Origin of the sequence: Paenalcaligenes hermetiae, assembly GCF_039543645.1 — a bacterium.
Taxonomy (GTDB): Bacteria; Pseudomonadota; Gammaproteobacteria; order Burkholderiales; family Burkholderiaceae_B; genus Paenalcaligenes; species Paenalcaligenes hermetiae.
Genome location: NZ_BAABKD010000002.1, coordinates 252130 through 276365, shown reverse-complemented (window position 1 = coordinate 276365; position 24236 = coordinate 252130). Strand labels below are relative to the sequence as shown.

The 24236-nt window shown below is 45.9% G+C and carries 20 protein-coding genes and 1 riboswitch; of the genes, 9 read left to right on the top strand and 11 right to left on the bottom strand.

Annotated elements, in window-relative coordinates; all coding sequences use genetic code 11:
- Window positions 1-5: 5 nt before the first annotated feature.
- Both nrfD and dsrO read right to left on the bottom strand, forming a co-directional pair.
- Window positions 6-1046: an NrfD/PsrC family molybdoenzyme membrane anchor subunit gene (nrfD, locus tag ABD980_RS02940; protein ID WP_345369474.1), complete on the bottom strand. Its 1041-nt coding sequence runs from the start codon at window positions 1044-1046 to the stop codon at window positions 6-8.
- 12 nt (window positions 1047-1058) lie between these two features.
- The gene (gene dsrO / locus ABD980_RS02935; RefSeq protein WP_300647221.1) at window positions 1059-1826 is read right to left on the bottom strand and encodes a sulfate reduction electron transfer complex DsrMKJOP subunit DsrO; all 768 of its coding nucleotides are present in this window, start codon (window positions 1824-1826) and stop codon (window positions 1059-1061) included.
- Between the two features lie 160 nt (window positions 1827-1986).
- Window positions 1987-2164, top strand: a riboswitch (yybP-ykoY riboswitch).
- Between the two features lie 11 nt (window positions 2165-2175).
- Here dsrO and ABD980_RS02930 point away from each other — a divergent pair.
- The gene (locus tag ABD980_RS02930) at window positions 2176-2745 is read left to right on the top strand and encodes a TMEM165/GDT1 family protein (RefSeq protein WP_260651024.1); all 570 of its coding nucleotides are present in this window, start codon (window positions 2176-2178) and stop codon (window positions 2743-2745) included.
- Between the two features lie 218 nt (window positions 2746-2963).
- The gene (speE, locus tag ABD980_RS02925) at window positions 2964-4196 is read left to right on the top strand and encodes a polyamine aminopropyltransferase (protein WP_345369470.1); all 1233 of its coding nucleotides are present in this window, start codon (window positions 2964-2966) and stop codon (window positions 4194-4196) included.
- A 61-nt stretch (window positions 4197-4257) separates the two neighbouring features.
- On the opposite strand, the gene ABD980_RS02920 is transcribed toward speE, so the two are convergent.
- The 5 genes from ABD980_RS02920 to ABD980_RS02900 form a co-directional block, all read right to left on the bottom strand.
- The gene (locus ABD980_RS02920) at window positions 4258-5430 is read right to left on the bottom strand and encodes a glycosyltransferase family 4 protein (protein WP_345369468.1); all 1173 of its coding nucleotides are present in this window, start codon (window positions 5428-5430) and stop codon (window positions 4258-4260) included.
- Window positions 5427-6152, bottom strand: a complete 726-nt coding sequence (locus ABD980_RS02915; RefSeq protein ID WP_300646604.1) for a polysaccharide deacetylase family protein — start codon at window positions 6150-6152, stop codon at window positions 5427-5429. The genes ABD980_RS02920 and ABD980_RS02915 overlap by 4 nt, the downstream gene beginning before the upstream one ends.
- Before the next feature lie 42 nt (window positions 6153-6194).
- A complete protein-coding gene (locus tag ABD980_RS02910; protein ID WP_260651027.1) occupies window positions 6195-6692 on the bottom strand; it encodes a nucleoside 2-deoxyribosyltransferase in 498 nt (165 codons plus the stop codon).
- Between the two features lie 72 nt (window positions 6693-6764).
- Window positions 6765-7028 carry a hypothetical protein gene (locus ABD980_RS02905; protein ID WP_260651028.1) on the bottom strand — a complete coding sequence of 88 codons (264 nt, stop codon included), beginning with the start codon at window positions 7026-7028 and terminating at the stop codon, window positions 6765-6767.
- 252 nt (window positions 7029-7280) lie between these two features.
- Window positions 7281-7484 (bottom strand): hypothetical protein, encoded by a 204-nt coding sequence (locus ABD980_RS02900; RefSeq protein WP_345369464.1) that lies wholly within the window; start codon window positions 7482-7484, stop codon window positions 7281-7283.
- A gap of 152 nt (window positions 7485-7636) precedes the next feature.
- Here ABD980_RS02900 and ABD980_RS02895 point away from each other — a divergent pair, with 152 nt between their 5' ends.
- Window positions 7637-9742 carry a PhoX family protein gene (locus ABD980_RS02895; protein WP_345369462.1) on the top strand — a complete coding sequence of 702 codons (2106 nt, stop codon included), beginning with the start codon at window positions 7637-7639 and terminating at the stop codon, window positions 9740-9742.
- Window positions 9743-9792: 50 nt separating this feature from the next.
- On the opposite strand, the gene ABD980_RS02890 is transcribed toward ABD980_RS02895, so the two are convergent.
- A complete protein-coding gene (locus ABD980_RS02890) occupies window positions 9793-10653 on the bottom strand; it encodes a LysR substrate-binding domain-containing protein (protein ID WP_300646607.1) in 861 nt (286 codons plus the stop codon).
- A gap of 121 nt (window positions 10654-10774) precedes the next feature.
- Between ABD980_RS02890 and ABD980_RS02885 the strand changes: the two genes are divergently transcribed.
- From ABD980_RS02885 to ABD980_RS02860, 6 genes are all read left to right on the top strand, one after another.
- Window positions 10775-11869, top strand: coding sequence for a putative 2-aminoethylphosphonate ABC transporter ATP-binding protein (locus tag ABD980_RS02885; protein WP_377536177.1), 1095 nt, complete (start codon window positions 10775-10777; stop codon window positions 11867-11869).
- On the top strand, window positions 11869-13587 hold the full coding sequence (locus tag ABD980_RS02880) for a putative 2-aminoethylphosphonate ABC transporter permease subunit (RefSeq protein WP_300646609.1): 1719 nt from the start codon (window positions 11869-11871) through the stop codon (window positions 13585-13587). The genes ABD980_RS02885 and ABD980_RS02880 overlap by 1 nt, the downstream gene beginning before the upstream one ends.
- A 23-nt stretch (window positions 13588-13610) precedes the next feature.
- The gene (locus ABD980_RS02875) at window positions 13611-14624 is read left to right on the top strand and encodes a putative 2-aminoethylphosphonate ABC transporter substrate-binding protein (protein WP_300646611.1); all 1014 of its coding nucleotides are present in this window, start codon (window positions 13611-13613) and stop codon (window positions 14622-14624) included.
- A 234-nt stretch (window positions 14625-14858) separates the two neighbouring features.
- A complete protein-coding gene (locus tag ABD980_RS02870; RefSeq protein ID WP_300646612.1) occupies window positions 14859-16877 on the top strand; it encodes an alkaline phosphatase family protein in 2019 nt (672 codons plus the stop codon).
- A 14-nt stretch (window positions 16878-16891) separates the two neighbouring features.
- The gene (locus ABD980_RS02865; RefSeq protein WP_345369458.1) at window positions 16892-17095 is read left to right on the top strand and encodes a hypothetical protein; all 204 of its coding nucleotides are present in this window, start codon (window positions 16892-16894) and stop codon (window positions 17093-17095) included.
- 15 nt (window positions 17096-17110) lie between these two features.
- On the top strand, window positions 17111-19291 hold the full coding sequence (locus ABD980_RS02860) for a phosphocholine-specific phospholipase C (RefSeq protein ID WP_345369456.1): 2181 nt from the start codon (window positions 17111-17113) through the stop codon (window positions 19289-19291).
- A 45-nt stretch (window positions 19292-19336) separates the two neighbouring features.
- Here the strand turns inward: ABD980_RS02860 and gspF are convergent, their stop codons facing one another.
- From gspF to gspD, 3 genes are read right to left on the bottom strand one after another with little or no spacing between them, the layout of a single operon-like run.
- Window positions 19337-20536 (bottom strand): type II secretion system inner membrane protein GspF, encoded by a 1200-nt coding sequence (gene gspF, locus ABD980_RS02855; RefSeq protein ID WP_300646615.1) that lies wholly within the window; start codon window positions 20534-20536, stop codon window positions 19337-19339.
- 1 nt (window position 20537) lies between these two features.
- A complete protein-coding gene (gene gspE / locus ABD980_RS02850) occupies window positions 20538-21959 on the bottom strand; it encodes a type II secretion system ATPase GspE (RefSeq protein ID WP_345369453.1) in 1422 nt (473 codons plus the stop codon).
- The gene (gene gspD / locus ABD980_RS02845; RefSeq protein ID WP_345369452.1) at window positions 21959-24235 is read right to left on the bottom strand and encodes a type II secretion system secretin GspD; all 2277 of its coding nucleotides are present in this window, start codon (window positions 24233-24235) and stop codon (window positions 21959-21961) included. Before gspD ends, gspE begins: the two co-directional genes overlap by 1 nt.
- Between the last annotated feature and the right edge of the window lies 1 nt (window position 24236).

Below are 24236 nucleotides of genomic sequence, written 5' to 3'. Positions count from 1 at the left end.
ATTTATTAAGCAGCGGTAGGGCGTAAAGCACTGAGCGTTGGGTAGCGGTCTAAGAACCAGGTGATCATGGCAAGGAGGGCTGTACAAAGCCCAAAGACGCCAATGATGCCTAATAGACCATTACTGCCCCAGGGCATACTATGCAGATAGAGACCTGCGCCATATTTAGGCACGCCTTGGACACTCATGAGTACAATCCAGCGGAAGACCCAAGCGGCGGTCATCATGGTGATACTGCACACTAAAGAGTGCATTGGACTGCATAAGCGATGAGGGTGTACGCGTAGCATAATGAGTAAAAAAACAGCGAGAATCACAGAGGCTAGCAGGCTAAGACGCCAAGTAGGATAGGTGCTAAATAACTCCATAGCCGCTGGAAAAGAAGCATCTAGGCCAGCGACACCACTGACAACCCAGCCCGCACCACATAAACCGAGTAGTAGTAAAGCGGTCAAGCCTAAACGACGAATAAGCAAGGAAGGAAGAGCTGCCATGCCTCCGGGTAACCAGCGGCCAACAAAGAGCATGGCACCTAGTGCTGAAAGCCAACCGGTTAAGGCAAAGTTAATCGGCAAGAAAATGGTATTCCAAAGGGGGCGCGAGCGCACAATCATGATTTCAGCGCCGGTGTACACCAAGATGGAAATGGCAGATAGGATTAGGGCAAGACCTGTGATTTGCATCAATCGATCTTTACGTAGCCACCAAAACAAACAAAAAGCCAAAGAGAGGGTGACGAAAACTGGTAGCAATACGGCACCGATAGACATCCATGACCAAGGCGTAAAATAGGCATAAAAATGCCAGAAACGAGCGGGTTGATGTAGGTCAGCAAGTAAAGCTACAGGGGCGGCAATAGCGCTCATAGCTAAAACGGTTACCGCCGCAGGTAGTAAGCGTCGTGCTTCAGCGTGGGTAGGGGTAAAAGCGACACAAGCGGCGGTGATAGCAGCAGTGGTTGCCATGGCGACGAGGAAAAAATATTGTACCGCCCAGGGTAGCCACGCGGCATCGTAAGAGGGAGTTAAGATTTCAATGATATTCATAGTGCCACCCTTTTAGTATTCTGCGACCAAGCGCACACTGGTTTGGCCTTCAACGCCATGGACGAACTCATCTGGCATGCCAATGTAATACACACGTGGTGCGGTTTTCATATCGGGTTTAAGGACTTTTACATCGCCCGCATTGTCTTGAAGGATCTGGTTGATGGTGCTGTTTGGGTCATTGAGATCACCAATAATACGAGCGCCGCCTACACAGGTTTCTACACAAGCGGGCAGTAAACCGACTTCTAAGCGATGCTCACAAAAAGTGCATTTATCTGCAGTTTGAGTTTCATGGTTAATAAAACGAGCATCATAAGGGCAGGCTTGCACACAGTAAGCGCAGCCCACACAGCGTTCATTGTCAACCAATACAATGCCGTCATCGCGTTGGAAAGTGGCTTGTACGGGGCAAACTGGCACACAAGGTGGGTTTTCACAGTGGTTGCATAGACGAGGTAAGTTAAACATGGCAGGTAAGCCATCATCGTATTCTTCTACCTCGTATTGCAAAACGGTGGTGCGAAATTGCCCAATAGGAGGTTGGTTTTCCATTGAGCAGCCGACAGTACAGGCTTGACAGCCAATGCATTTTCGTAGATCTACCACCATGCCAAATCGTTTTCCGGTCATTCCGGGGCGGCGCGGGGGCTGATCATTAATACCAGCCTCTACGGGTTTAATCGGGATAACAGTGGCTGCAGCTCCTACGCCAAGTAGATTCTTTAAAAAGCCACGTTTCCCCGGTTGAAGTTGTTCTGTTTTTACCGTTTTTCTCATAGTTCTACCTTTGGAAAGCAGAATGAAACGATGTGTGTGTAGCGTCTTCGTTTCGGGTTTTCATTTAAGTTTCAGCTATAAGCTTATACATAAAAACCCTAATGGCCCTTGATACTTGTCAAGAGCTGATTAGACATTGGGCAAATAATCCGTTATAGTCCCTTTCGTCATTGGGGAGTAGCCGCTCTACAACAGATTTGTATAGAGGCTAACGTCAACATACTTGATCCCAACTGGATCATGGCGTTAGCAGCACCCTGCCTGGCAAGACCTTTGACCGTATCGTTTCCATGTTGGCCGGGGAAACGATACGGTCAATCGTCTACAAACCGGCCAGGAGATGATTCAAATGGAAGCCCTACTCGTTTCCACCGGTATTGTGGCATTGGCTGAAATCGGTGATAAAACCCAACTTCTCGCTTTTATTTTGGCAGCGCGTTTCCGACGCCCTTTGCCCATCATTCTTGGAATTTTAGTTGCTACACTCGCTAACCATGCGTTAGCTGGCGCTCTTGGGGCGTGGCTACCTGGTTTATTTGAGCCAACGACTTTGGCTTGGATTTTAGGGATAGGTTTTATCCTGATGGCGGGTTGGATGCTTATACCCGATCAATTTGACGAAGAAGACGCTCAGTTAGCTCGTTTTGGTGTGTTTACTACGACCTTGCTAGCGTTTTTTGTAGCAGAGATGGGAGATAAAACCCAAATTGCTACCGTAGCCTTAGCGGCACAGTTTCAATCTTTTGCTCAAGTTGTTATTGGTACGACGTTGGGCATGATGATTGCGAATGTTCCAGCCGTTGTGCTGGGCGATCGTATATCAGGCGCCATTCCTGTACGACTTGTACATGCAATTGCCGCTCTGATTTTTGCTGTGTTAGGGGTATTGGCTTTAGGGCGTGCCATCGGTTGGTGGTAATCCAAAATAGCTCAAACTCCTATAAAACGCAGCGATTCGTGGCGTATTTGCCGCTATCTTATTGTTTTGATGTCATAAGCATATATGCCAAGCATATATTGCTGTATGATGCTACGTTTTTCGTGAAGTCATCGTCTAACTTCGGTTAACAACTGGCTTCGGGCTTTTTTCAGCCCCATCCTGGGGCTGGGATCCTTTAACCAAGGAGCGCTGTTCCTATGCAAGGCCTGCACCTTACCGCAGATTTATACCAATGCACCGGTGACACTTCCATCTTTGTGGATGAAAATGCATTGGCCGCTCTCTGTCGTTCTGAGACAGAGCGTTCGGGGCTCACGATTGTGGGCGAAAAATGGGTAACGTTTCCTGAATACCAAGGTGAACCCGGTGGTGTTACAGGGGCGATTTTATTAGCCGAATCTCACTTAGCCATTCATACTTGGCCTGAACGTGGGGGCGTCACTCTAGACGTTTACGTTTGTAATTTTACCGATGACAATTCTGGCAAAGCTCAGCAATTGCTTGATGGCATTATTGCAGCGTTTAAACCCACGCAGTTGCAACGTAACCAGTTGATTCGTGGTGATCATGACGCGCCAAGCGAAGCGGAATTGCTTTGGGAAAATCTTAATCCTAATAGCGTATATGGGTTCCGCTTTAAACGCCGTCTATTATCTAAGCAGACTAAATTTCAGCATTTGGAATTGCTCGAGTCAGAGGATATGGGCGTTACATTGCGCTTGGATGGCTGCTTAATGACCGCAGAAAAAGAGGAGTTCTTCTACCATGAGAGCCTCGTACATCCTGCTACAGTCGCTCATCCTAATCCGCGTCATGCCTTAATTTTAGGCGGTGGGGATGGCGGAGCGCTTGAGGAGCTGCTTAAGCACAACACCATTGAGTCCGCTACGTTAGTAGATTTGGACGAAGAGGTGATTGCAGTAGCTAAAGCACATTTACAAGCCATTAACCATGGTTCGTTGGATAATCCACGAGCGCGTGTACTCGTGGGTGATGGGGCTCAGTTTGTCAAACAAACCCAAGACAAATTTGATATTGTTTTATTGGATTTGACAGACCCTGAAACGCCTGCTGGTCCGCTGTATACCAAAGCTTTTTTTGAGGATTGTCGCCAAGTGCTTGCTGAAGGCGGAGCTATGGTGATTCATTTGGGCGCACCATTCTATGAGCCAGAGCAGATTACGCGTTTGAGCACAGAGTTGCAGTCTGTGTTTAAACATGTCAGTGCCTATGGTTTACATATTCCTTTATATGGCGCTTATTGGGCGATGGCGGTGGTGTCAGATCAATTACAGCCAGCGCAGCTAAGTAGTGCAGAGGTTGAAAAGCGTTTAACCGAGCGTGGTGTGGATGCATTGCAATATTACAACCCTGCTGTGCATGGGGCGTTATTTGCACTGCCTACGTATTACCAAAAACTGTTGCCTTAATACGCTCTCTTTGTTTAAAGCCCACGGTACATACCGTGGGCTTTTTTATGCACTGTGCGGCTTAAGCAAAAGGGTTAGGCTTTTTGTGGTGCTGGCGATGTGCCAAGATCTCGATATAGAGTTGCTGATAGTGTTGTGCAATTTGTGGCCAGCTAAATGTGAGCGCCAGTTGTTGCCCGTTTTTGGCCAAGTTTTGTCGTAACTCTGCGCATTGGGCCACTTGTTGTAGAGCGTGTGCCAGCGCTTGAGCATCCGTGGGGTCTTCTAATACCCACGCCTGGTACAGGTGTCGTACATGATGGGCGAAGCCACAGTACTTGGCTTGGCTGAGAATCACTGGTAGCCCATAACTCATTGCCTCTAGGGGAGCCATACCAAAACTATCGTTTAAGGTTGGGTGTACACAAAGATCGGCCGCCTCGTAGTAAGGGTGGATGGACTCAGTCTGCTCAACAAACTGTACACGGGCTTGGAGCTCAGGTGAGAGCTGTGTTATATAACTTTCAATAAAGGCTAGAGGGGGGCCAACTACTAAAAGTTTCAGAGTCGGAGCACAAGTCTTTAAAGCGGTAACCAGTGTGTTTAAGCCCTTGCTCAGTGGGTTGCGAGCCACCAGAATACTCACAACATCTTCTTTGCTAAAACCGAGTTTTTTGCGAGTCAGCGCGCGCTGCTCGGCATGAGTTTTTGGTATATGCACACCAGGCGTAATCACATCAAAGGGATAGGAAGTGTGATAGGCGGCTTGGATTTGCTTTTTTAGCCACTCTGAAACAACCACAGTGCGTTTAGGAGGTTGTTGATGTACTCGCTGTTTTTCTAGCCATAAATACATATTAAGGCGTGGACTGAGATAGGTGTTTACGCGTTTTAACCACGAGGTATGGCGATAAAGATGATGATAGCGTACCGATTTGACATGGAGTACGTCGATGTCTGCATTCCAACCGTTGGTATGTGAGTGCACTAAATCGTAAGATTGCGTATTGGTGATTTGTGCTGTTTTTTGAGCAAACCAAAAAGCTTGTAACCAACTGGGTAAATAGTTGGGGATAGAGACCAGAATGCGTGGGAGCTGTAGATCACACTGGGCGGCGTATTCTTTTGTGATAACGGTAATATCGTGGTATTGGCTTAATTCTCGCATCAGTTCGACCCCATAGGCTTCAGCCCCCCCGTATTCGTGGCCAAATTTATAACTAATAAAAGCGATACGTAATCGGGGCAAGCTCATGAGGCAAAACGCTTTTTATGTTCAAGTTGAGTCAGGCATTTTTGCAAAAAGCGCAGTAGATGGGTAGAGCGAGAGACTGTAACGCGGGGCAGCTCAAAGGGGTTATCGGTATTTAACGCTAAACCGCGGGCTGTAGTTGTGGCATTGGTATAACCACTGTTTTGTGTCCATTGCTGAATAGTTGCGTTGTAATGGCCGTAAGGATAGCAAAACGCAGTGACTTCGACTTGAAAGCGATTTTCTAAATCGATTTTTGATTGTTGGATTTGTTGTTGTGCTTGTGCGGCGCTGATTTCTGGCAAGTGTACATGATCCATGGTATGAGAGCCAATTTCTTGGCCAGCAGCTAGCCATTGATGTAGCTCGGCCTCGCTCATTAAAGCAGAGCGAGGAATACCTTTGTGGTGATCCCAAAAATTATCACCGCTAAGGTGATTACTAACAATGTAGTTAGTAGAGGTAAAACCGAGCGCTTGTAGTACGGGCAGGGCATTGTGCAAGACATTTTGATAGCCATCATCAAAAGTAATACCAATAACTTTACCGTGTTTTTCACCCCGCAGATAAGGCATGAGGTCTTGCATGGATAGGCCGGTATAACCAAAACGTTTCAGCCAGCGCATTTGCTGTGTAAAACGTTTTGGGTGAACAGTGAGACCACGATAAGGTGTGCCTTTAGGTGCAGGCTCACCAATTTGGTGATACATTAAAATGGGAATCATAGCAGCAGAATATAAAAAGCAATATGGTTATATTAACACTGCTTAATCGTACCAGTGGCCTTGAAGATGAATAATAGCCGCTAATAAATCTCCGAATACAATTTGGCAAGAAATGCCTAGCATAAGGTTTAAAGGCAGGTTGAAGTCTTCAACTAAACATTCATTTTGATCTAACCATTGCTGGCGAGACTCATCAAAATAAATAGGGCCATAAAATGTTTTTACTTGGTCTTTTAGGCTGGTAGGCCCTGCTAAATAGCCAATGACAGGTTTTCCAAGTGCTGTGGCGTAGCCTACCTCAAAGGCTGTACCAGAGTCGGGCTCGGCACCACGAAAAGGATTAAGGTTGGCAAGAACCGCATCGGCCTTTTGGATCAGTTGAATGTTTGCGTCATAAATACCCCGTGCGGTATTGGCAACGCCATCGGCAGGGTGTAAAGGCTCAAAGCCATGAGCGATACACCATTGTTTGTGTTGCTCGGCGCGGGCTTGGGCATCGGGAGCGAAGACATCCGGTCCGGCTAAATAGACTTTTTTCATAGCATCTCTCCAGTTTGATGGGGTGTAGGGAGAGTAGCAGATATTAAAAAAGCCTGCTAGGCAGGCTTTGGATTAGTGCATGGGCTCGTTTCGTGAAGCCACATGATGCACGTCTTTAAGACGGAAGCGAAAGCGCACGGGTTGTCCTTTTTGGCATGCGCCGTCTGCGGTATAGGTAGTGCAGCCAAATAACGGACCGCTGTAAATAACGGTACTTGCAATTTTAGGCCCGTTTTTAGGCTGTAAATAAACAATATCACCCAGGCGAATATCGGTTTTGTTGAGTGCGGCGTGTTCGGGTCGTGCGACCAAATCAGTAGGATAAATGGTTTTCATTATAAAGCTCCTTAATTGTTGTTATAGCTATTTTTTTAATAAAGATAAGCACGTCAATTTAAATATAGAGTAATTATAGGGACGTGTTATGAATGAATGATGACAATCATTCAGATATATAGAGGGATAGTAGCGTGTATAGGGTTTTTAGAAAATACGATAAAACCCCTAGATAATAAACCAGTATCACAGACCTGCTTACTGTCGTCAAGCAAAATAATGCTCCCGATCCGTAATGGAATAAAAGAGGAACTAGTCTTGCCGTAAGTCTCGGTCAGGATAAAGCAGCTCAAAATCTGCACGTTGTACAAGATGGACCTTGCCATCAAAGCAAATGCGGTGGTGTTCCATGCCGGGTAGTTCTGCTGGGCCCATATAACGGCCAGCTTGTTGGTACATGGAGTGCGCTGGGTTAGTGATATGAATTTCAGCGCCTAGGCGTATTGATAATGTCATAGTCGTTTAGTTCGTTTCATTTTACTTGCTTTATTCTAGCGAAATTTAGCCGTATGTGGCGTAGTGTTTATGAAACGTCACGAGGTTTTCATATTGTTTTGTCACAATTTCACTGTTTTCCTTTTCCGATCAACTACTTTAAAGAGTCAGTGATGAGTGATTTTGATTGGGATAATATCCCAGCGAACCGAACAAAAACCACCCCTTTTCATGAGCTTGTTGAGGCCGCGCAGTCGCGTCGTGGCTTTTTGAAAACAGGATTAGGGCTTGGCGCCATTGGTTTTTTTGGACTAGGCTTAGCCGCCTGTGGTGGTAGCAGCAGCTCTGATGGTTGGGTAGCAGACCAAGCCGGCTTACCTGAGTTTAATCCAGAGGAGATTAAAGCGTTTGCTGGGTTAGAGGCAAATACGCTAGATACAGTGACTGTACCAGAGGGTTACCGTCATGCCGTGATTAATCGTTGGGGGGATAAGTTGCATGTAAGCTCTCCAGAGTTTCGTGGTGATGCGAGTGAAGACGCGCGAGCACAGTTGCAGCAAATTGGTTATAACCACGATGGATTGCACTTTTTCCCCATCGATGGCAAAGACAGTATTAGTGGCAGTAGCACAGAAGGACTATTAGTTACTAACCATGAATATATTACCCCGCATTTCTTTTTCCCCAAAGGTATCGTACCGGGCGGAGAGGGCTGGAATGCAGATTGGGTACGTAAATCGCAACACGCTCAAGGAGCCTCTGTGGTTCATGTGCGTCTTAATGATCAAGGGCTTTGGGAGCCTGTTTTAGATTCTAAGTATAACCGTAGTGTAAATGGTAATACCTTAATGGAATTAGTAGGTCCCGCAGCTGGAAATGCTTCCGTGCGCACCAATAAAGATCCAGAAGGGCGTTATGTGTATGGTACCTTTGGTAACTGCGGTAATGGATATACGTATTGGAATACCTATCTGACTTGTGAGGAAAACTTTACGGATTATTTTGGGATTGGCACAAAAAAATCCGATGAGGTGGATTACAAGCCTTATTTGACGGATAAGCAAATCGAAGCCTTTAAGCGTTATAAAGGATCAAGTAAAACTTCCAGTAGTTCTTATCGCTGGGATACCCATGATGAGCGTTTTGATTGGACAATAGAGCCAAATGAAGTAAATCGATTTGGTTGGGTGGTGGAAATAGATCCTTTTGATCCGACCTCTAAGCCGAAAAAACTGACTGCTTTAGGACGTTTTAAGCATGAAAACGCTGCCATTACTTTAGCACCCGATAATCGTGTGGTGGTGTATATGGGAGATGACCAGCGTAGTGAATATATTTATAAGTTTGTCTCCTCAGGTAAATATCAGCCAAATAATGATGCAGCCAATCGCTCTTTACTGCACGAAGGAACTCTATATGTAGCGGTATTTAGCGACAATGAGGCAACAGATGGCAGCTTTATGGGATCCGGTAAGTGGGTGCCATTAGTACTAAGTACACCAACGGTAGATGGCGGTCGTTTAGGTGATTTATTTAGTGATATGGGAGAGTTATTAGTCCATACACGTCAAGCGGCTGATGCGGTAGGTGCGACACCTATGGATCGCCCAGAGTGGGTTGCTGTACATCCTCATACTAAAGAAGTTTTTGTCACCTTGACGAATAACTCAGAGCGAGGCGGTGGTAAAGAGCGTTACCCAGGTGGTCCTAAACATCCGGACGCTTATGGTCCCAATCCGCGTAATAAAAATGCGTACGGTCAAATTGTACGCTGGCGTGAGGCCGGAAGTGATGCTGCTGCCGAAACCTTTGAGTGGGATGTGTTTGTGCTAGCGGGTAACCCCAATGTGCATGATGATATTTATGCGGGTACAGACAATATCGATAAGCGTAATACATTTAATAGCCCAGATGGTTTAGCTGTGGATCCGCGTGGATTGTTGTGGATTCAAACCGACGGCAGCTATTCAAATAGTGGTGCTTACGAAGGACAAGGTAATAACAGCATGCTGGTGGCAGACCCAGAAAGTAAAGTTATTCGTCGCTTTATGGTAGGGCCTAAAGGCTGTGAAGTAACCGGGATTACTTGGACACCAGATATGAAATATATTTTTATTAATATTCAACACCCCGGTGAAGGACAGAGCGTATCAGAGGCGCAAGCGAATCCGACGGCGGTATCGACGTGGCCAGAAGGTCCTGCAGCTCAACGTCCTCGTCCAGCAACAGTTGTTATTTGGCGTGAGGATGGCGGAGTAGTAGGTACTTTCCCCGCTTAATACATCGAAGTAAAGTAAAAGCCAACTGAATACTCAGTTGGCTTTTTTTGTTAGGCAGCAGGTAAATGCTGTAAAAAGGCTTGAATTAGCGGGGCGTTACGACGCTCTTGGAGAATATAAACATATTCATTTAAGTGTAGAGATAAGTCGCTGATGGGGATGATGACTAAAGAGGGGTGGTCGGGGGTTTCTTTAGAGGGAAGAAGGCTACACCCTATATTTTTTAATAATCCCCAATGGATGGCTTCTCGACTACCAAACTCCATACTGTGTCGTAACTCTACACCGAGTGCTTTACAGGTATCTAGTATTGCTTTTCGAGTCATGGAGCCTGGTTCGCGTAAAAGTAAGGTGTGACGTTTTAAGTCACTGAGACGGATATGAGGTTGTGAAGCAAGAGGGTGGGATCGATGGGCCACTAGCTGGAGCGTGTCCACAGCAAGTAGACGTCTATATAAGCGTTTGTTTTCAATAAGTAAAGAGGAGGAGCCAATTTCCACCTCATAGTTGAGTACAGCTTCTAGCACTTTTTCAGAATTTTGTTGGGAAAAAGCGAGTGAAATATGGGGATGGTGTTGATTAAAGGCGCGCAGGCTAGGTAATAAATAATAAGGACCTGTGGCACTGATACGTAGTGTGCCACGTTGTAGAGACCTAAAATCGCGTAGCATAAATTCAATATGGCTCGCTTGGCGTTGTAAGTCATGAATTTTTGGTAATAGCTGTCGTGCCTCTTCGCTCGGGACAAGGGCTTTACCTTGGCGGTAAAACAACTCTACACCATATTTATCCTCCATTTGACGGATGTAGTTGGTCACGGAGGGTTGGCTCAGGCCGAGTCGTTGAGCTGCTTGGGTGATGCTCCCTGTTTGAGCAACGAGGGCAAGCGCTTGAATAGGTAGCGATAACATAAGTACATGAAGGTTGAGTAAATAAATAATTAAATACCACTATTACTAAAATTTAGTGACCTGTCATTGAAGAACAATATTCGGCACGCATACTAAGGGCTGTTAAAAGATGATGGAGTCAATGATGGATGACGAAGAGGCTTTTTTATCCATAGAGCATGTAACAAAAAAATTTGGTGCTTTTACGGCTTTAGATGCGGTTTCTCTCGAGTTAAGAGCAGGGGAGCTGGTTTGCTTACTGGGGCCTTCAGGCTGTGGGAAAAGTACATTGCTACGCTGTATTGCTGGATTACACCGTCAGGATGAAGGACGTATTTTTCTAGCAAATCGTGAGATAGGTCAATTGCCTGCGCAGCAAAGAGACTATGGCATGTTGTTTCAATCTTATGCTTTATTTCCGAATTTAACGGTGGAGCAAAATGTAGCTTATGGATTAAGTCAACGTCGTCGCTTAGCACCTGTGGTGCACAAGCGGGTACGAGAAATGCTGGACTTGGTAGGGTTAGGGCATTTAGCGCAACGATATCCGAGTCAGTTATCAGGAGGGCAGCAGCAGCGCGTGGCCTTGGCGCGTGCTTTGGCACCTTCGCCATCCTTGCTTTTATTAGATGAGCCTATGTCTGCTTTAGATGCTCGTATTCGGGAGCAGCTTCGTATTGATTTGCGAAACTTACAGCGCAAGCTAGGTATTACGACGCTAATGGTTACGCATGATCAAGAAGAGGCCATGATGATGGCGGATAGGATTGCGGTGATGGATCAAGGCAAAATCCAGCAGTTTGCTAGACCTCAGGATTTATACCGGCAGCCTGCAAATACGTTTGTGGCTGATTTTATCGGTGATAGTAACTGTCTCTTTTATGAACGTCTTGATACTTATGTGGCCCAAGTCGGAGAGCTGCAAGTACATACCGCTATGCCCTTGTTGCAGCCGAATGGTCGACTCTATGTGCGGCCAGAACAAGTACAACTTGCCCCAGTAGGAGAGAGTCGTAGGCCAGCACTGCAAAAAAATTGGTTTGTTGCTCATTTTATAGATGGGATTTTTTTGGGTCGTTATTACAAGCTATTTTTTCAACTAGAGCGCGCGGATCAAACGCAGATAGAAGTTTTGCTTCCAGCTGCACAAGCTGAGCCTTATATGCAGGGGTTAGGGAAAAAGTACTGGTTACATTTGCCTAGTGAAGCACTGGCTGTTTATAAGGAAGTTGCCTAATGCCAGTTACTGTACCTCGTTTAGCTTACCCCAGCTGGTTTTTTACTTTACAAGAGTTGGTGATCCAGGGATTACGTTGGGTCATCTTGGGCATTTTTCTGATGTTTTTAGCGGTGCCTCTTCTCTTTATTTTTATTCGAGCCTTTCAGAATGAGGCCATGCAATGGGTAGGGGTAAGCCTATTTCTGGATATTGTACAGGCGCCCGGGTTTTTTCAAGCTGTTCAGCAAAGTGTGTATGTAGGACTGGCGACGGTGGTGATCGTGATTCCTTTGGCCTATGCCTTTGCTTTTATGTTGCATAGAACACAAGTGCCATATAAGCCTTTTTGGGAAATGATCGCACTACTTCCTTTACTTGCTCCCTCTTTATTACCAGGTATTTCCTTGGTGTATTTGTTTGGCAATCAGGGTTTATTTAAAGAGTTATTGGGGGCGAGCAGTATTTATGGCTTTAAAGGCATTGTATTAGGCGAGGCGTTTTACACCTTTCCTCATGCATTGATGGTGTTACGTACCGGATTAGCCATGGGGGATGTACGTCTTTATGAAGCCGCAAAGTCAATGGGAGCTGGGGCGTGGCGTCGCTTTAGCACCATTACTTTTCCATCGAGTCATTATGCTGTTTTTTCCGCTGGGTGTTTAGTTTTTACTCTGAGTGTCACGGATTTTGGAGTGCCTAAAGTGATAGGGGGGCACTATAACGTGGTGGCTCTAGAAGCTTATAAGGCGGTAGTAGGTCAATTACAGTTTGGTAAGGGGGCAGCAATCGGTTTGCTGTTATTGGTACCTGCTTTACTTACATTTTTCGTAGATTACTTTTTAAGAAAAAAGCAAAGTAAAACAAGGCAGACTGCGCAAGGTTTTTTTGTAGAGCGCCATCGTTGGCGAGATAGGAGTTTTTTGCTAATTACTTTGCTGGTTTGCTTGTGGTTATTGCTTGTTATTGGTGTGGCCGTTTGGGCATCATTTATTCAGTTTTGGCCATATAACCTAAGCTTTAGCTTACGGTCTTATGATTTTGACAATATGGCAGGTGGTGGATGGTTAGCGTGGATAAATAGCTTAAAACTCGCGTTGTTAACGGCGGTATTTGGGGCAGTGCTGGTGTTTTTAAATGCGTGGCTTATTAATAAAGTACTAGTCACGAGATCATTTGGTTTATGGGTGAATCAATGTATTCGGTTTTGTGTACTTATGCCAATGGCAGTACCAGGGTTAGTACTAGGGCTTGGTTATATTTTGTTTTTTAATCATCCAGCGAATCCTTTGCGGCATTTATATGGGGGGATGACCTTACTCGTCATTTGTACCGTCGTGCATTTTTATACAAGTGCGTATTTAACAATGCAATCTACATTGGATCGTTTAGCCCCAGAAATTGAAGCAGCGGCTGCATCGCTTAAAGCGTCAGCTTGGCAGACTCTGTGGCGAGTCACCTTGCCATTGAGCTTTCCTACTATTTTGCAAATTATTCGTTATTTATTTGTATCGGCAATGACTACCGTCTCGGCGGTGGTGTTTTTATATAGTCCGCAAACCGTATTGGCGGCCGTAGCTGTACTGAATATGGATGATGCCGGTCATATTGGTGCGGCAGCAGCAATGAGTGTGTTGATTATGAGTAGTTCGGCGATGGTGTCAGTGCTTTTACATCTGGCAACACGCACAGTACGTAAACGAAGTCAGGCGTGGCAGGCTTTGCCTGATACCTATTGATCTAAATAGAATTAGGATTTTTCATGAAACGAGTTTTATTCTCCTCTTTATTAGGTGCCACTTTAGTAGGGCAAGCATTTGCAGCGACGACTACATTAACGGTGTACTCGGCTTTAGAAGCAGATCAGCTGCAGGTCTATGAAAAAGCGTTTAACGCGGTTTATCCCGATATTAAATTACAGTGGGTACGGGATTCGACAGGGATTGTGACAGCTAAGTTACTCGCTGAGAAAAACAATCCTAAGGCTGATGCGGTATGGGGGCTGGCTGGTTCTGCGCTGGGGTTACTGGCAAGCCAGGATATGTTGCAACCTTATGCTCCACAGGGGTTGGATTCGATTAACAGCAAAATGCGCGATGCTGAAAATCCCCCGGCTTGGGTAGGAATGAGTGGCTATGCTTCAGTGCTATGTGTGAATACGGTAGAGTTGGAAAAGCAAAAACTGCCTATGCCTAGTTCTTGGGAAGATTTATTAAAGCCTGACTACGCTGGGAAAATTGTCATGCCAAATCCCGCTTCTTCTGGTACAGGCTTTTTAGATGTCAGCGCTTGGTTACAGTTGTTTGGGGAAGAAAAAGGCTGGACCTATATGGATGGTTTGCATAAAAACATTGGCTCTTATACGCATTCTGGGTCTAAGCCGTGTAACTTGGCAGCTGCGGGTGAGTACCCAATAGGTATATCTTTTGATTACCGAGGTGTGCGCTTGAAAGAGCAAGGCGCTCCTTTAGCCCTGGTATTCCCTAGTGAGGGTTTAGGTTGGGAAATCGAGGCTGCAGCGATTATTAAAGGCAGTAAAAATATGGATGCTGCCCAAAAATTAGCAGATTTTTCAGCGAGTGAAGCAGCAGCGCAGATGTATAAAGAGCAATTTGCTGTATTAGCTCGGCCTGTGGCAGCGGGTGGAAATCCAGAGCTCCCTTCTGATTTGAACCAGCGTTTGATTGATAATGACTTTGCTTGGTCTGCAACGAATCGTGAGCGCATTATTAAAGAATGGACAAAACGCTACGATGGCAAAACAGAAGCTAAATAATCAAAGTTTTAACTGAGAAGTAAAAGAAGCCCCGCTCTAGTAGCGGGGTTTTTTGTCTTGTCTTTAGATTTAAAAAAAATAATAACGGTATATGAAAATTTGTGTCATTTGTCATCACTACACAATACCTAGCTCCGATACTTGCAGTAGTGCCACGGCGTGTGGTCTAGAGTTTTATTTTAAGTGAAGGCAGCAATGATGAGAGTAATACAAATGAGGCGATGGTTGAAAGTTATGGTGAAAGCAGGTGGCCTCGCCTTAACGTTAACATTAGCAGCTTGTGGTGGCTCAGGGGGTGGCACAGAGCTTGTGACAGAAGATGAGCCTTCTTCTAGCTTGGATTTTTTAGCTCAAGGTGGAAAAAAGCTGTTAGTGGTGCAAGTAGACGGATTGGGCTATGAGTATTTGCAAGAGGAGCTAAAACAATTACCAGAGTTAGCTCGTTTAAATACGAGGTTACCCTTGCGCTCAGGAGGTTATGAGGGTACGCCTACTGAGCAGCCAACCACAGCTTTACCTAGTTGGGCATCGTTATTAACCGGTGTATGGGCTAATGAACATGGCATTTCTCAAGTACACCCCAAAACGCTTGAGTTTAAAGTTGATAGTTTATTTAGTCATTTAGAGCAGAAAGAGCAGGAGAAACTGTCTCGTGCTTTGGTGGTAAGTGAGCCGGCGTATGCTGAGCTTTTACAGCAAGAGAGTGAGAGAGGGGTATTGACGCTAGTGAACTGCGATAGTGATGAGCAATGTGTGACTGAGCAGACGCAAGCACACATTGAAGCAGGGACTACGGTCATTATGGCGCAATATCAGGAGCCATTGCTAAAAGCGACGGAAGGGTTAGGAACTAAAGCGTATCAAGAAGCAGTACGCCATACTTTGCAAGACATCAGCCGTTTACTTCAACGTATTGCTGAGCGAGAGCAGGCTGATGAGAGTGAATCATGGCAAGTATTACTGCTCAATAGCTATGGCTTAGATGCGTATGGAGTGGCGACAGGCTCACAATTCATTGGCAATAAAACAGGTTGGCTAGCAACCGACTTGTCGGTAGGGGTGCTGGGGCTTACTGCGTTGTCTGGTAAGCCTGTTTCTGACTTAGATGCGGCCGCTATTGTGGATATTGTGCCTACGGTATTGGAATATTTTGATGTACCGGTTGATGTGGAAACGTATTCTTTAGCAGGCAATTCTTTAACCGTCGATAGTAAGATTACGGCCTTGGGTTATGAGTCTAACCCACAAAATAATACGCTCAGTTTGCATTGGCAGCTGTTACAAAGCACAGCTAATGCAGAGCCCATTGAGCTATATAGAGATGGGATATTGGTAGCTACTTTGGCAGCCGATGCGCAAACTTATGTTGATAAGTCAGTGGGTGGGGAAAAAGAAGAGCAAATACTGAGCTACCGTTATCTTTTGAAAAAAGGGGCGGCGCTAGCAACAGTAAACGCAGAGTATTTAAATATTCCTCCGGTCACTTTAGATGCCTCTTTTAAAGAGAAACTAGTTGTGTATTACCCTTTTGCGACTCAGCCTGCTGTGGATGCAATGCAGGGATCGACGTTGTCGCCCTGGAATAACCAGCAATCTGGATTGAGTTTAACGCCTATCGCCTTGGAGGGAAATGCACCGACTTTTGGTTTAGCTGTTGACACCGCTGTGCATACACAGGGGAAAGTCGCTGGTTTTAAATTACACCTAAACAAAGACGTAACAACGGATGACTCAGTGCGCGCTTTTACCATTGGTTTTTGGTTTAAGGTCAGTGGAACCTGTCATGGGTATGGCACGAGTATTTTGGCTAATAAAAACTATGAATCAGGTAATACCGCTGGGTTAGCTTTAGGGCTGTTTAACCGAAACGGTTGTGATATCCGATTTAATACAGGAGATGGTAGTAGCCGTAACGAAGCTCAGGGGTATAACGTCACCCGAAATGAGTGGGCTTATGTGGCGCTAGCTATTGATAAAGATAAGCGACAACTATTTGCTTATGTTATTGACCCTGTCTTGGGACAGCAAAATGGGGTGATTACTCTTGATCCATCCAAGCTCAATGCCCTAGGGGGAGCAAAACAAAGCATGCTGAGTTTTGCAGAGGACATTACTGGGCAGTATACCCACCGCAATAGCACCGTGACTCAAAGTGCCTATGCTGATTTGGCAATATGGGAACGGGCGTTGAACTTAGATGAGGTGCTGGCGATTTACTTATCTCGTCAACCTCTATCCACTTTACTTCCTTAATTAAGGGGTTTTATATGTTGAAAATAAGCAGAATGCTCAATGGGGCAGGTCATGCTGTGCGTGCTGCAGGAATAGCCACAGCCTTTTTGCTGACTGTGCTTTTAAGCGCATGTGGTAGTGGGGGATCAGATACGGGCTTGAATACTGGCGGAGGCGGGACGGAAACGCCGGAGCAACCCTCTGACAAAAAACCTGTTCAATTGCACTGTGCACCTTAAAAGTAGAGAAGAGAAATGAGTTTATCTAGACGTAATTTTATTCGTAGTATGACTTCCTCTGGGGTTGCCGCTGCTTCATTGGCGACTTTCCCTGCTAGTATACGTAAAGCCTTAGCTATTCCTGCTAATAATCGTACCGGTACGATTAAAGATGTAGAGCATATTGTAATTTTGATGCAGGAAAACCGATCTTTTAATCATTATTTTGGCACATTGAAAGGCGTAAGAGGTTTTGGTGATCGATTCACCATACCTTTGCCAGGAGGGCGTCAGGTCTGGGAGCAGAAAGATGATAAGGGTAATGTTATTTTGCCCTATCATTTAGATGGCTCTAAAGGTAATGCGCAGCGTGTTAATGGGACACCGCATACCTGGGTAGATGGGCAGGCTGCGTGGGATCATGGACGTATGAGCGAGTGGCCTCGTTATAAAAATGCTCATTCTATGGGGTACTATCGCGAAACAGAAATTCCTTTTCAGTTTGCATTGGCAAACGCATTTACAATTTGCGATGCCTACCATTGCTCTATGCATACGGGTACAAACTCAAACCGTTTGTTTTTATGGACGGGGACCAATGGCCCAAGTGCAAGTGGTGAGGCCGTAGTTAATAATGTTTGGGACAGTATTGGTTCATCTAAATTAGGATTTGAGTGGACCACTTACCCAGAGCGCTTGGAGAAAGCCGGGGTTAGCTGGAAGGTTTATCAAAATATGCCAGATAATTTTACAGATAACCCCTTATCTGGCTTTAAACAGTACCGTAAGGCAAATGAAGATTCAGGTAAGCCCGTAAAATCAAGTGGCTCTTCACCTGCTTATGCACCAGAGGATGATATCAATACCCCTCTTTATAAGGGGATTGCAAATACCATGCCGGATGGTGGCTTTTTAGAGCAGTTACGCCAAGATGTTTTAAATAATGAATTACCACAAGTTTCATGGGTGGTAGCACCTGCGACTTATTCTGAACATCCTGGTCCCTCCAGTCCAGTTCAAGGGGCCTGGTATACCCAAGAGTTGCTTAATGCATTAACCGCTAACCCTGAAGTATGGAGTAAAACGGTTTTTATCGTAAACTTTGATGAAAACGATGGTTACTTTGACCACTGCCCATCACCGTCAGCACCCTCTTATTTGCCTGATGGAAGCAAAGCGGGTAAAACCACGCTTTCAGAAGAAGCCTTAAGTTACGAGTACTACACTCATCCCAATCCTAAAGGTATAGTGGGTCAGCCTAAACCAGATAAAAAAGTGTATGGTCCAGGGATTCGTGTGCCTATGTATGTGATATCCCCTTGGAGTCGTGGCGGCTGGGTTAACTCTGAAACCTTTGATCATACATCTGTTATTCGCTTTATTGAGGAGCGTTTTGGTGTTAAAGAGCCTAACATCAGTCCGTTTCGACGCGCAGTCTGTGGAGATTTAACTTCCGCTTTTAACTTTACATCGCCTAATAATGAGCCTATACCTTATTTAGAAGGGACACGAACTAAAGAAGAGGCTGATACTATTCGTAAGGAGCAGGAGCGTTTAGCTCAAGTACCACGTCCTTTAGATCCACAGTTGCCCGTACAGCATACTGGAGTACGTCCTTCACGAGCTTTAGATTATGAGCTACATGTGAGTGCACGTTGTGATCATAAAGATGGAGTACAGTTGATTTTTTCTAATACAGGTAAAAATGCGGCTGTGTTTCATGTTTATGATAAGTTAAATTTAGACCGTATTCCACGCCGCTACATGGTGGAGGCAGGTAAAAGTTTGGAAGACACGTGGGATGTGATCAAAGATAATGTAGGGCGTTATGATCTATGGGTCTTAGGTCCTAATGGTTTCCACCGTCATTTTAAAGGGGATGTAACGCGTCTTGAGGCGACGGCAGCCCTACCAGAGATCCGTGTATGTTATGACGTCGCCAATGGCGATGTGTATGTGGAGCTGCTAAATGGCGGTAAAGCGGCGTGTACGTTTACTGTTCAGGCAGATTATTACCGTGAGGATGGTCCTTGGACAGTAACAGTGGAGCCAGCGCGTAAAGAGTCACTTTCTTGGGATTTGCGCCAAAGTGGGCGTTGGTATGACTTCTCCTTACGCTGCGATAGTGACCCTAGTTTTTACCGCCGTTTTGCCGGACGAGTAGAAACGGGTGAGCATGGCGTGAGTGATCCGGCCTTAGGTTTAGTGGATTTTTAGTTAGGTAATATATAGGTAAAAAAGGGCTGATATTTCAGCCCTTTTTTATTGGATCAGCTGGTTGAGTTGAATAATAGGCAGCATCACAGCTAAGACAATCAATAGCACCATGCCACCCATTCCTAAAATCATTAAAGGTTCCAGCAGGGCAGTTGTAGTAATCGCTCGTTGTTCTAGCTCAGAGGAAAAGGAATGCGCGGCATGATCAAGCATTTTGGGAAGCTGTCCCGTACGTTCACCACTTTGGATTAAATGCACTAGCAAGGGGGGAAAACAGTGTTGCTGCTGCAGGGCAAGTCCTAGAGAGCTGCCTTCGCGCACTTGTAAACTTGCTTCAGTAATAGCTTGACGTAAATAAGTGTTTTGGATGGTTTTGTTGGCGGCCTCTAAAGCCTGTAGTAAAGGCACACTACTGTTTGTCAGGATGGCTAAGGTAGAAGCAAAACGAGCAACATCTAAGCCTTGAATGTATTGGCCAATAAGAGGAGCATGCAGGCATTTTTTGTCCCAGGCTAAGCGGGAGGCGGGTTGTCGTAATGCGATACGCCAGATAATGATGGTGCTAGCGCTGATGAGTGCAATAAGCCAACCCCATTGTTGGATTAGGTCACTTGTCCAAAGCATGACAAGGGTTAAGGGCGGTAAACTTTGTTTAGTTTGCGTAAACGCCCCTACAACTTGGGGCACCACATAGCTTAAGAGAAAGATAATGATGGCGACTGAGACCACGCTTACAATAATGGGGTAAATGAAAGCTGAAAGAAGTTTATTGCGCAGAGCGTTACGCTGCTCAATGTAATCCGCCAAGCGCGTTAAAATTTGATCGAGCTCGCCTGATTGCTCTCCAGCGTCGACAAGTGCGCAGTAAATAACAGGAAAAACCTGTGGGAACTTTGCCAGGGCCTCACCTAAGCGATGGCCAGCTCTGACCTCAGCGCGTATATGGGTCAAAATATCGCGCACGGACTTTTGCTCACCTTGATCGATAATAGCTGTTAACGCTGCTTCTAAAGGAAGCTGAGCACTAAGTAAGCTAGCCAATTGTCGAGTGAGCCAGCCTAGCTCTTTATCACTGATTTTTTTACGTGAAGAAAAAAAAGTCAGTCGTCGAGGCTGTAAACGTAAAGGTAGAAGACCCTGTTGCTGTAAGAGCTGATGGGCTTTGTCAAGAGAGTCCGCTTCGATATCTCCTTTTTGCTTTTTGCCTTGGGCATCAAGAGCTTGATAAGAAAAGCGTTGTTTCATCTTAGTCTTCATCCATACGCGTTACGCGCTTTAACTCTTCGAGTGAGCTGACGCCTTGTTCTACCCAGCGTAAGCCATCTTGATACAGGCTTTGCATACCCTGTTGCTGTGCATATTGGCGCAACCGGGTTTCGTCTGCTCCTGTGCTGATGAGTCGGCGTAGTTCCTGATCCAGAATAAAAAGTTCATGGATACCGGTACGTTGTTTATAGCCGGTATGGGCGCATTGCTCGCAGCCTTGGCTGAGCCAACGCTTGGGTTGATCCGGAGCCGGGATTTTGCAGTGGTCACAAAGTTTACGTAATAAGCGCTGAGCTAAAACGCCTTGTAGTGTCGAAGCAAGTAAAAAAGGTTCTACGCCCATTTCGATCAGCCGCGTGGCGGCAGAGACGGCGTCGTTGGTGTGAAGAGTGGCTAACACTAAATGCCCCGTTAAGGAGGCTTGGACTGCAATTTGTGCTGTTTCTAAATCGCGAATCTCTCCAATCATGATGACGTCTGGGTCTTGGCGTAAGATAGCGCGTAAAGCAGTGGCAAAGTGTAGCTCAATCCTTGGGTTGACTTGGGTTTGCGAAACGCCAGCTAGATCGTATTCAATGGGATCTTCTACCGTAATAATATTAGTAGTGCTACTGTCTAAAACGCGCAGCGCGGCATACAGAGTGGTGGTTTTGCCACTGCCGGTGGGTCCGGTAATTAACACAATGCCATGTGGGCGATGGATCAGCGCCTGTAGCTGTTGTAGTTTTTGTTTTTCTAGCCCTAAGGCACTCAGATCTAAGCGTCCCGCTGATTTATCTAATAATCGCATGACAGCGCGCTCACCATGGCCAGTGGGTAGGGTAGAAACACGCACATCAATAGCCCGTCCACCGACTCGCAAAGCGATGCGCCCATCTTGTGGTAGGCGTTTTTCCGCAATGTCTAAATTAGCCATAATTTTGATACGTGAAATGAGCGCATTATGTAGTGCCCGACGAGGGCGTACGATATCACGTAGTGTGCCATCGACACGATAACGCACGACTGAATGCGTTTCAAAGGCTTCGATATGAATATCGCTGGCGCCATCGCGTGCAGCTTGTGTAAAAAGCGCATTAATCATTCGAATAATAGGCGCATCATCGCTCATTTCTAATAAATCCTCGACAGCGGGGATGTCTTGCATCAAGCCGTCTAGGTCGATCTCATTGGCCGCGGCATCCACAATGGCCGCGGCATCATCACTATGGCTATAGCTGGCATTGAGTGTGGTTTCTAATTGTGCCTCATCGGCGAGTACCGTAGGGAGGTGAGGATAAATTTGCTGCGCTTCGCACAGAGCCCACGAGGGGGTGGTAGCACTATAAAGTAAGGTTGGTACATTATCGATCGGCGCTATGACGAGGCGGTGGTTTTTGGCCCAGGTATAGGGTAGCTGCATTACTCTTCCTCTCGTAGGTCAACAACAGGTGTGGCGGAGCCTCGCTCCAAAGGGGGGAGTACAGCGGGCACGTGAGACGGTGCAAACCAATTGGGATGATTAGGCATATTCTGTTGAGTAGCACGCATGTAGTTATAGCGATCTAAAGTAAAGTAGGCGCTTTCTTCAGAGTTTCGAATAATATGTGGGCGTAAAAAAATCATCAGGTTGGTTTTGGTACGCTGACGGCTATCATGACGAAATAGATTGCCAATAATAGGAATATCACCTAAAAATGGGACAGAGGAGGTGGTGTCATTGATGTTGTCTTCCAATAAACCACCTAAAACAATAATTTGACCATCATCGACTAAAACATTTGTTTCTAAGGCGCGTTTGCGTGTGACCAAAGAGGTACTAGAAATCGATAAACTTGGGTCAATGCTGCTGACCTCTTGGTAAAGAGCGAGCTTAACGGTGCCACCTTCAGAGATTTGTGGGCGAATGCGTAGTGTTAAACCGACATCTTCACGCTCAATGGTTTGAAAGGGGTTACTGGCACCATCGCCAGAGGTGGTGTATTGGCCCGTCACAAAAGGAACTGTACGACCAACAGTAATACTGGCCTCTTCATTATCTAGGGTGAGTAGATTGGGTGTGGAAAGAACATTGGATCCGCTATTGCGCTCAAGAGCACGGGCTAAAACGCCCAAGTTCACAATCTCATTGCCTAAAATATTAACGGTGCCTTTTACTAGACCAAGGCTCAGTCCTTGAGCTAAAGCGTCGATGGTGGTGGCGCCACTCATACTCGTACCTACACCGCTACCACCAAAATTTGATCCTCCTACTACGCCACTGCCGCCACTTTGTAAATGGCTACCACCAAGCATCCACTGGATGCCAAACTCATTGGCATCTTCGGCGTTGACTTCTACGATGAGGCTTTCAACCAAAACCTGAGCTCGCCGTTGATCAAGTTGATCAATGACTTCACGTATACCGCGATAAAGGGGGGCTGGAGCAGAAATAATTAATGTGTTGGTAGTTGGGTCGGCTTGGATGGTGGCACCGGCAGCAGAAAAGCTAATGGGTTGTAGCGGTTGCGTTTGAGATAATGCTTGGCTCAGGGGGTTGGTTTCGCTGTTGTCAGACATCCCTACAGGGTTGGTTGAGAGAGGTGTTGGAGTGGTAGGCGCAGTAGTAGAGTTATTGGTTGCGTTTGTGGCGGTGGATTGCGGGTTCAGTCCCTCTAAGGCGCCGCGTAAGACCTGCGCCAAATGCGTGGCTTGGGCATTTTTTAAGTAGACCACATGTAGATTGCTTTTTTCAGCATTGGGGTTGTCGATTTTATAAATGAGGTCTTTAGCCATTTCTAAGCGGGCAGGGCTACCAGCTCGTAAGATAACAGAGTTGCTGCGTGGGTCAGCGACAATTTGTACTTGCTCAAAAGGATCGTTGCTGGTGCCGTTGAGCAGTTGAGTTGCTAAAGCGGCTACATCAATCGCTACGCCATATTCAATACTAATGACCTCGGTGTTAACACTGTGATGGGTGTCGATACGCTGAATTACGTCAGCAATGCGCAATAAATTATCGGCATAGTCAGTAATAACTAAGCTGTTGTTGGCCGCGTAAGCATTAATTGGATTAGCTGGGGAGACCATGGGACGCAATACGGGTAATAGGTCGTTGGCTTTTTCATGTTGTAAGCGAAATACTTGGGTGACGATTTCTCCTTTAAGGGAGAGCAGCTCTTCGGGGCTATAGCTGACAGGAGTACTATGTAGTTTGGCATCGGCTTCGGGAATCACGCGACTAATATTGTCGACGGTGGTGATAGCAAAGCCTTGCATGCGTAAAGCGCTTAAGAGCATGGAGTAAGCTTGACTCGCTGTAACAGGGGTTTCAGAAACCAGTGTAATTTTCCCAGTAACGCGTGGATCTACAATAAAATTACGACCAGTAAAAGAGGCCAAGCTACGTACGACTTGATCGATTTCCACTTCTACAAAATTTAATGTCGTACGATCGTTCTCTTGCTCTAAAGAGGGTTGAGGGCGTGCCATCCGTTTAGGATTGGAGGATTGTCCCCAGTGGCTAGGTGGACGACGTTTTGTAGAGCGATCATTAAGGTCAATAGGAGTAGGAACGGTTTCCTGCTTTACGCCAGCACTAGATTGGGTTGTGACAAAAAAAGAGGGCGCTTCATCTGTTGGGGGTAGGGTATGGCTGCAGCCCTGTAAAACCAAGAGGCTAAATAGGGTGCTACGGATAAAAACAGAGCGAGTCATCATA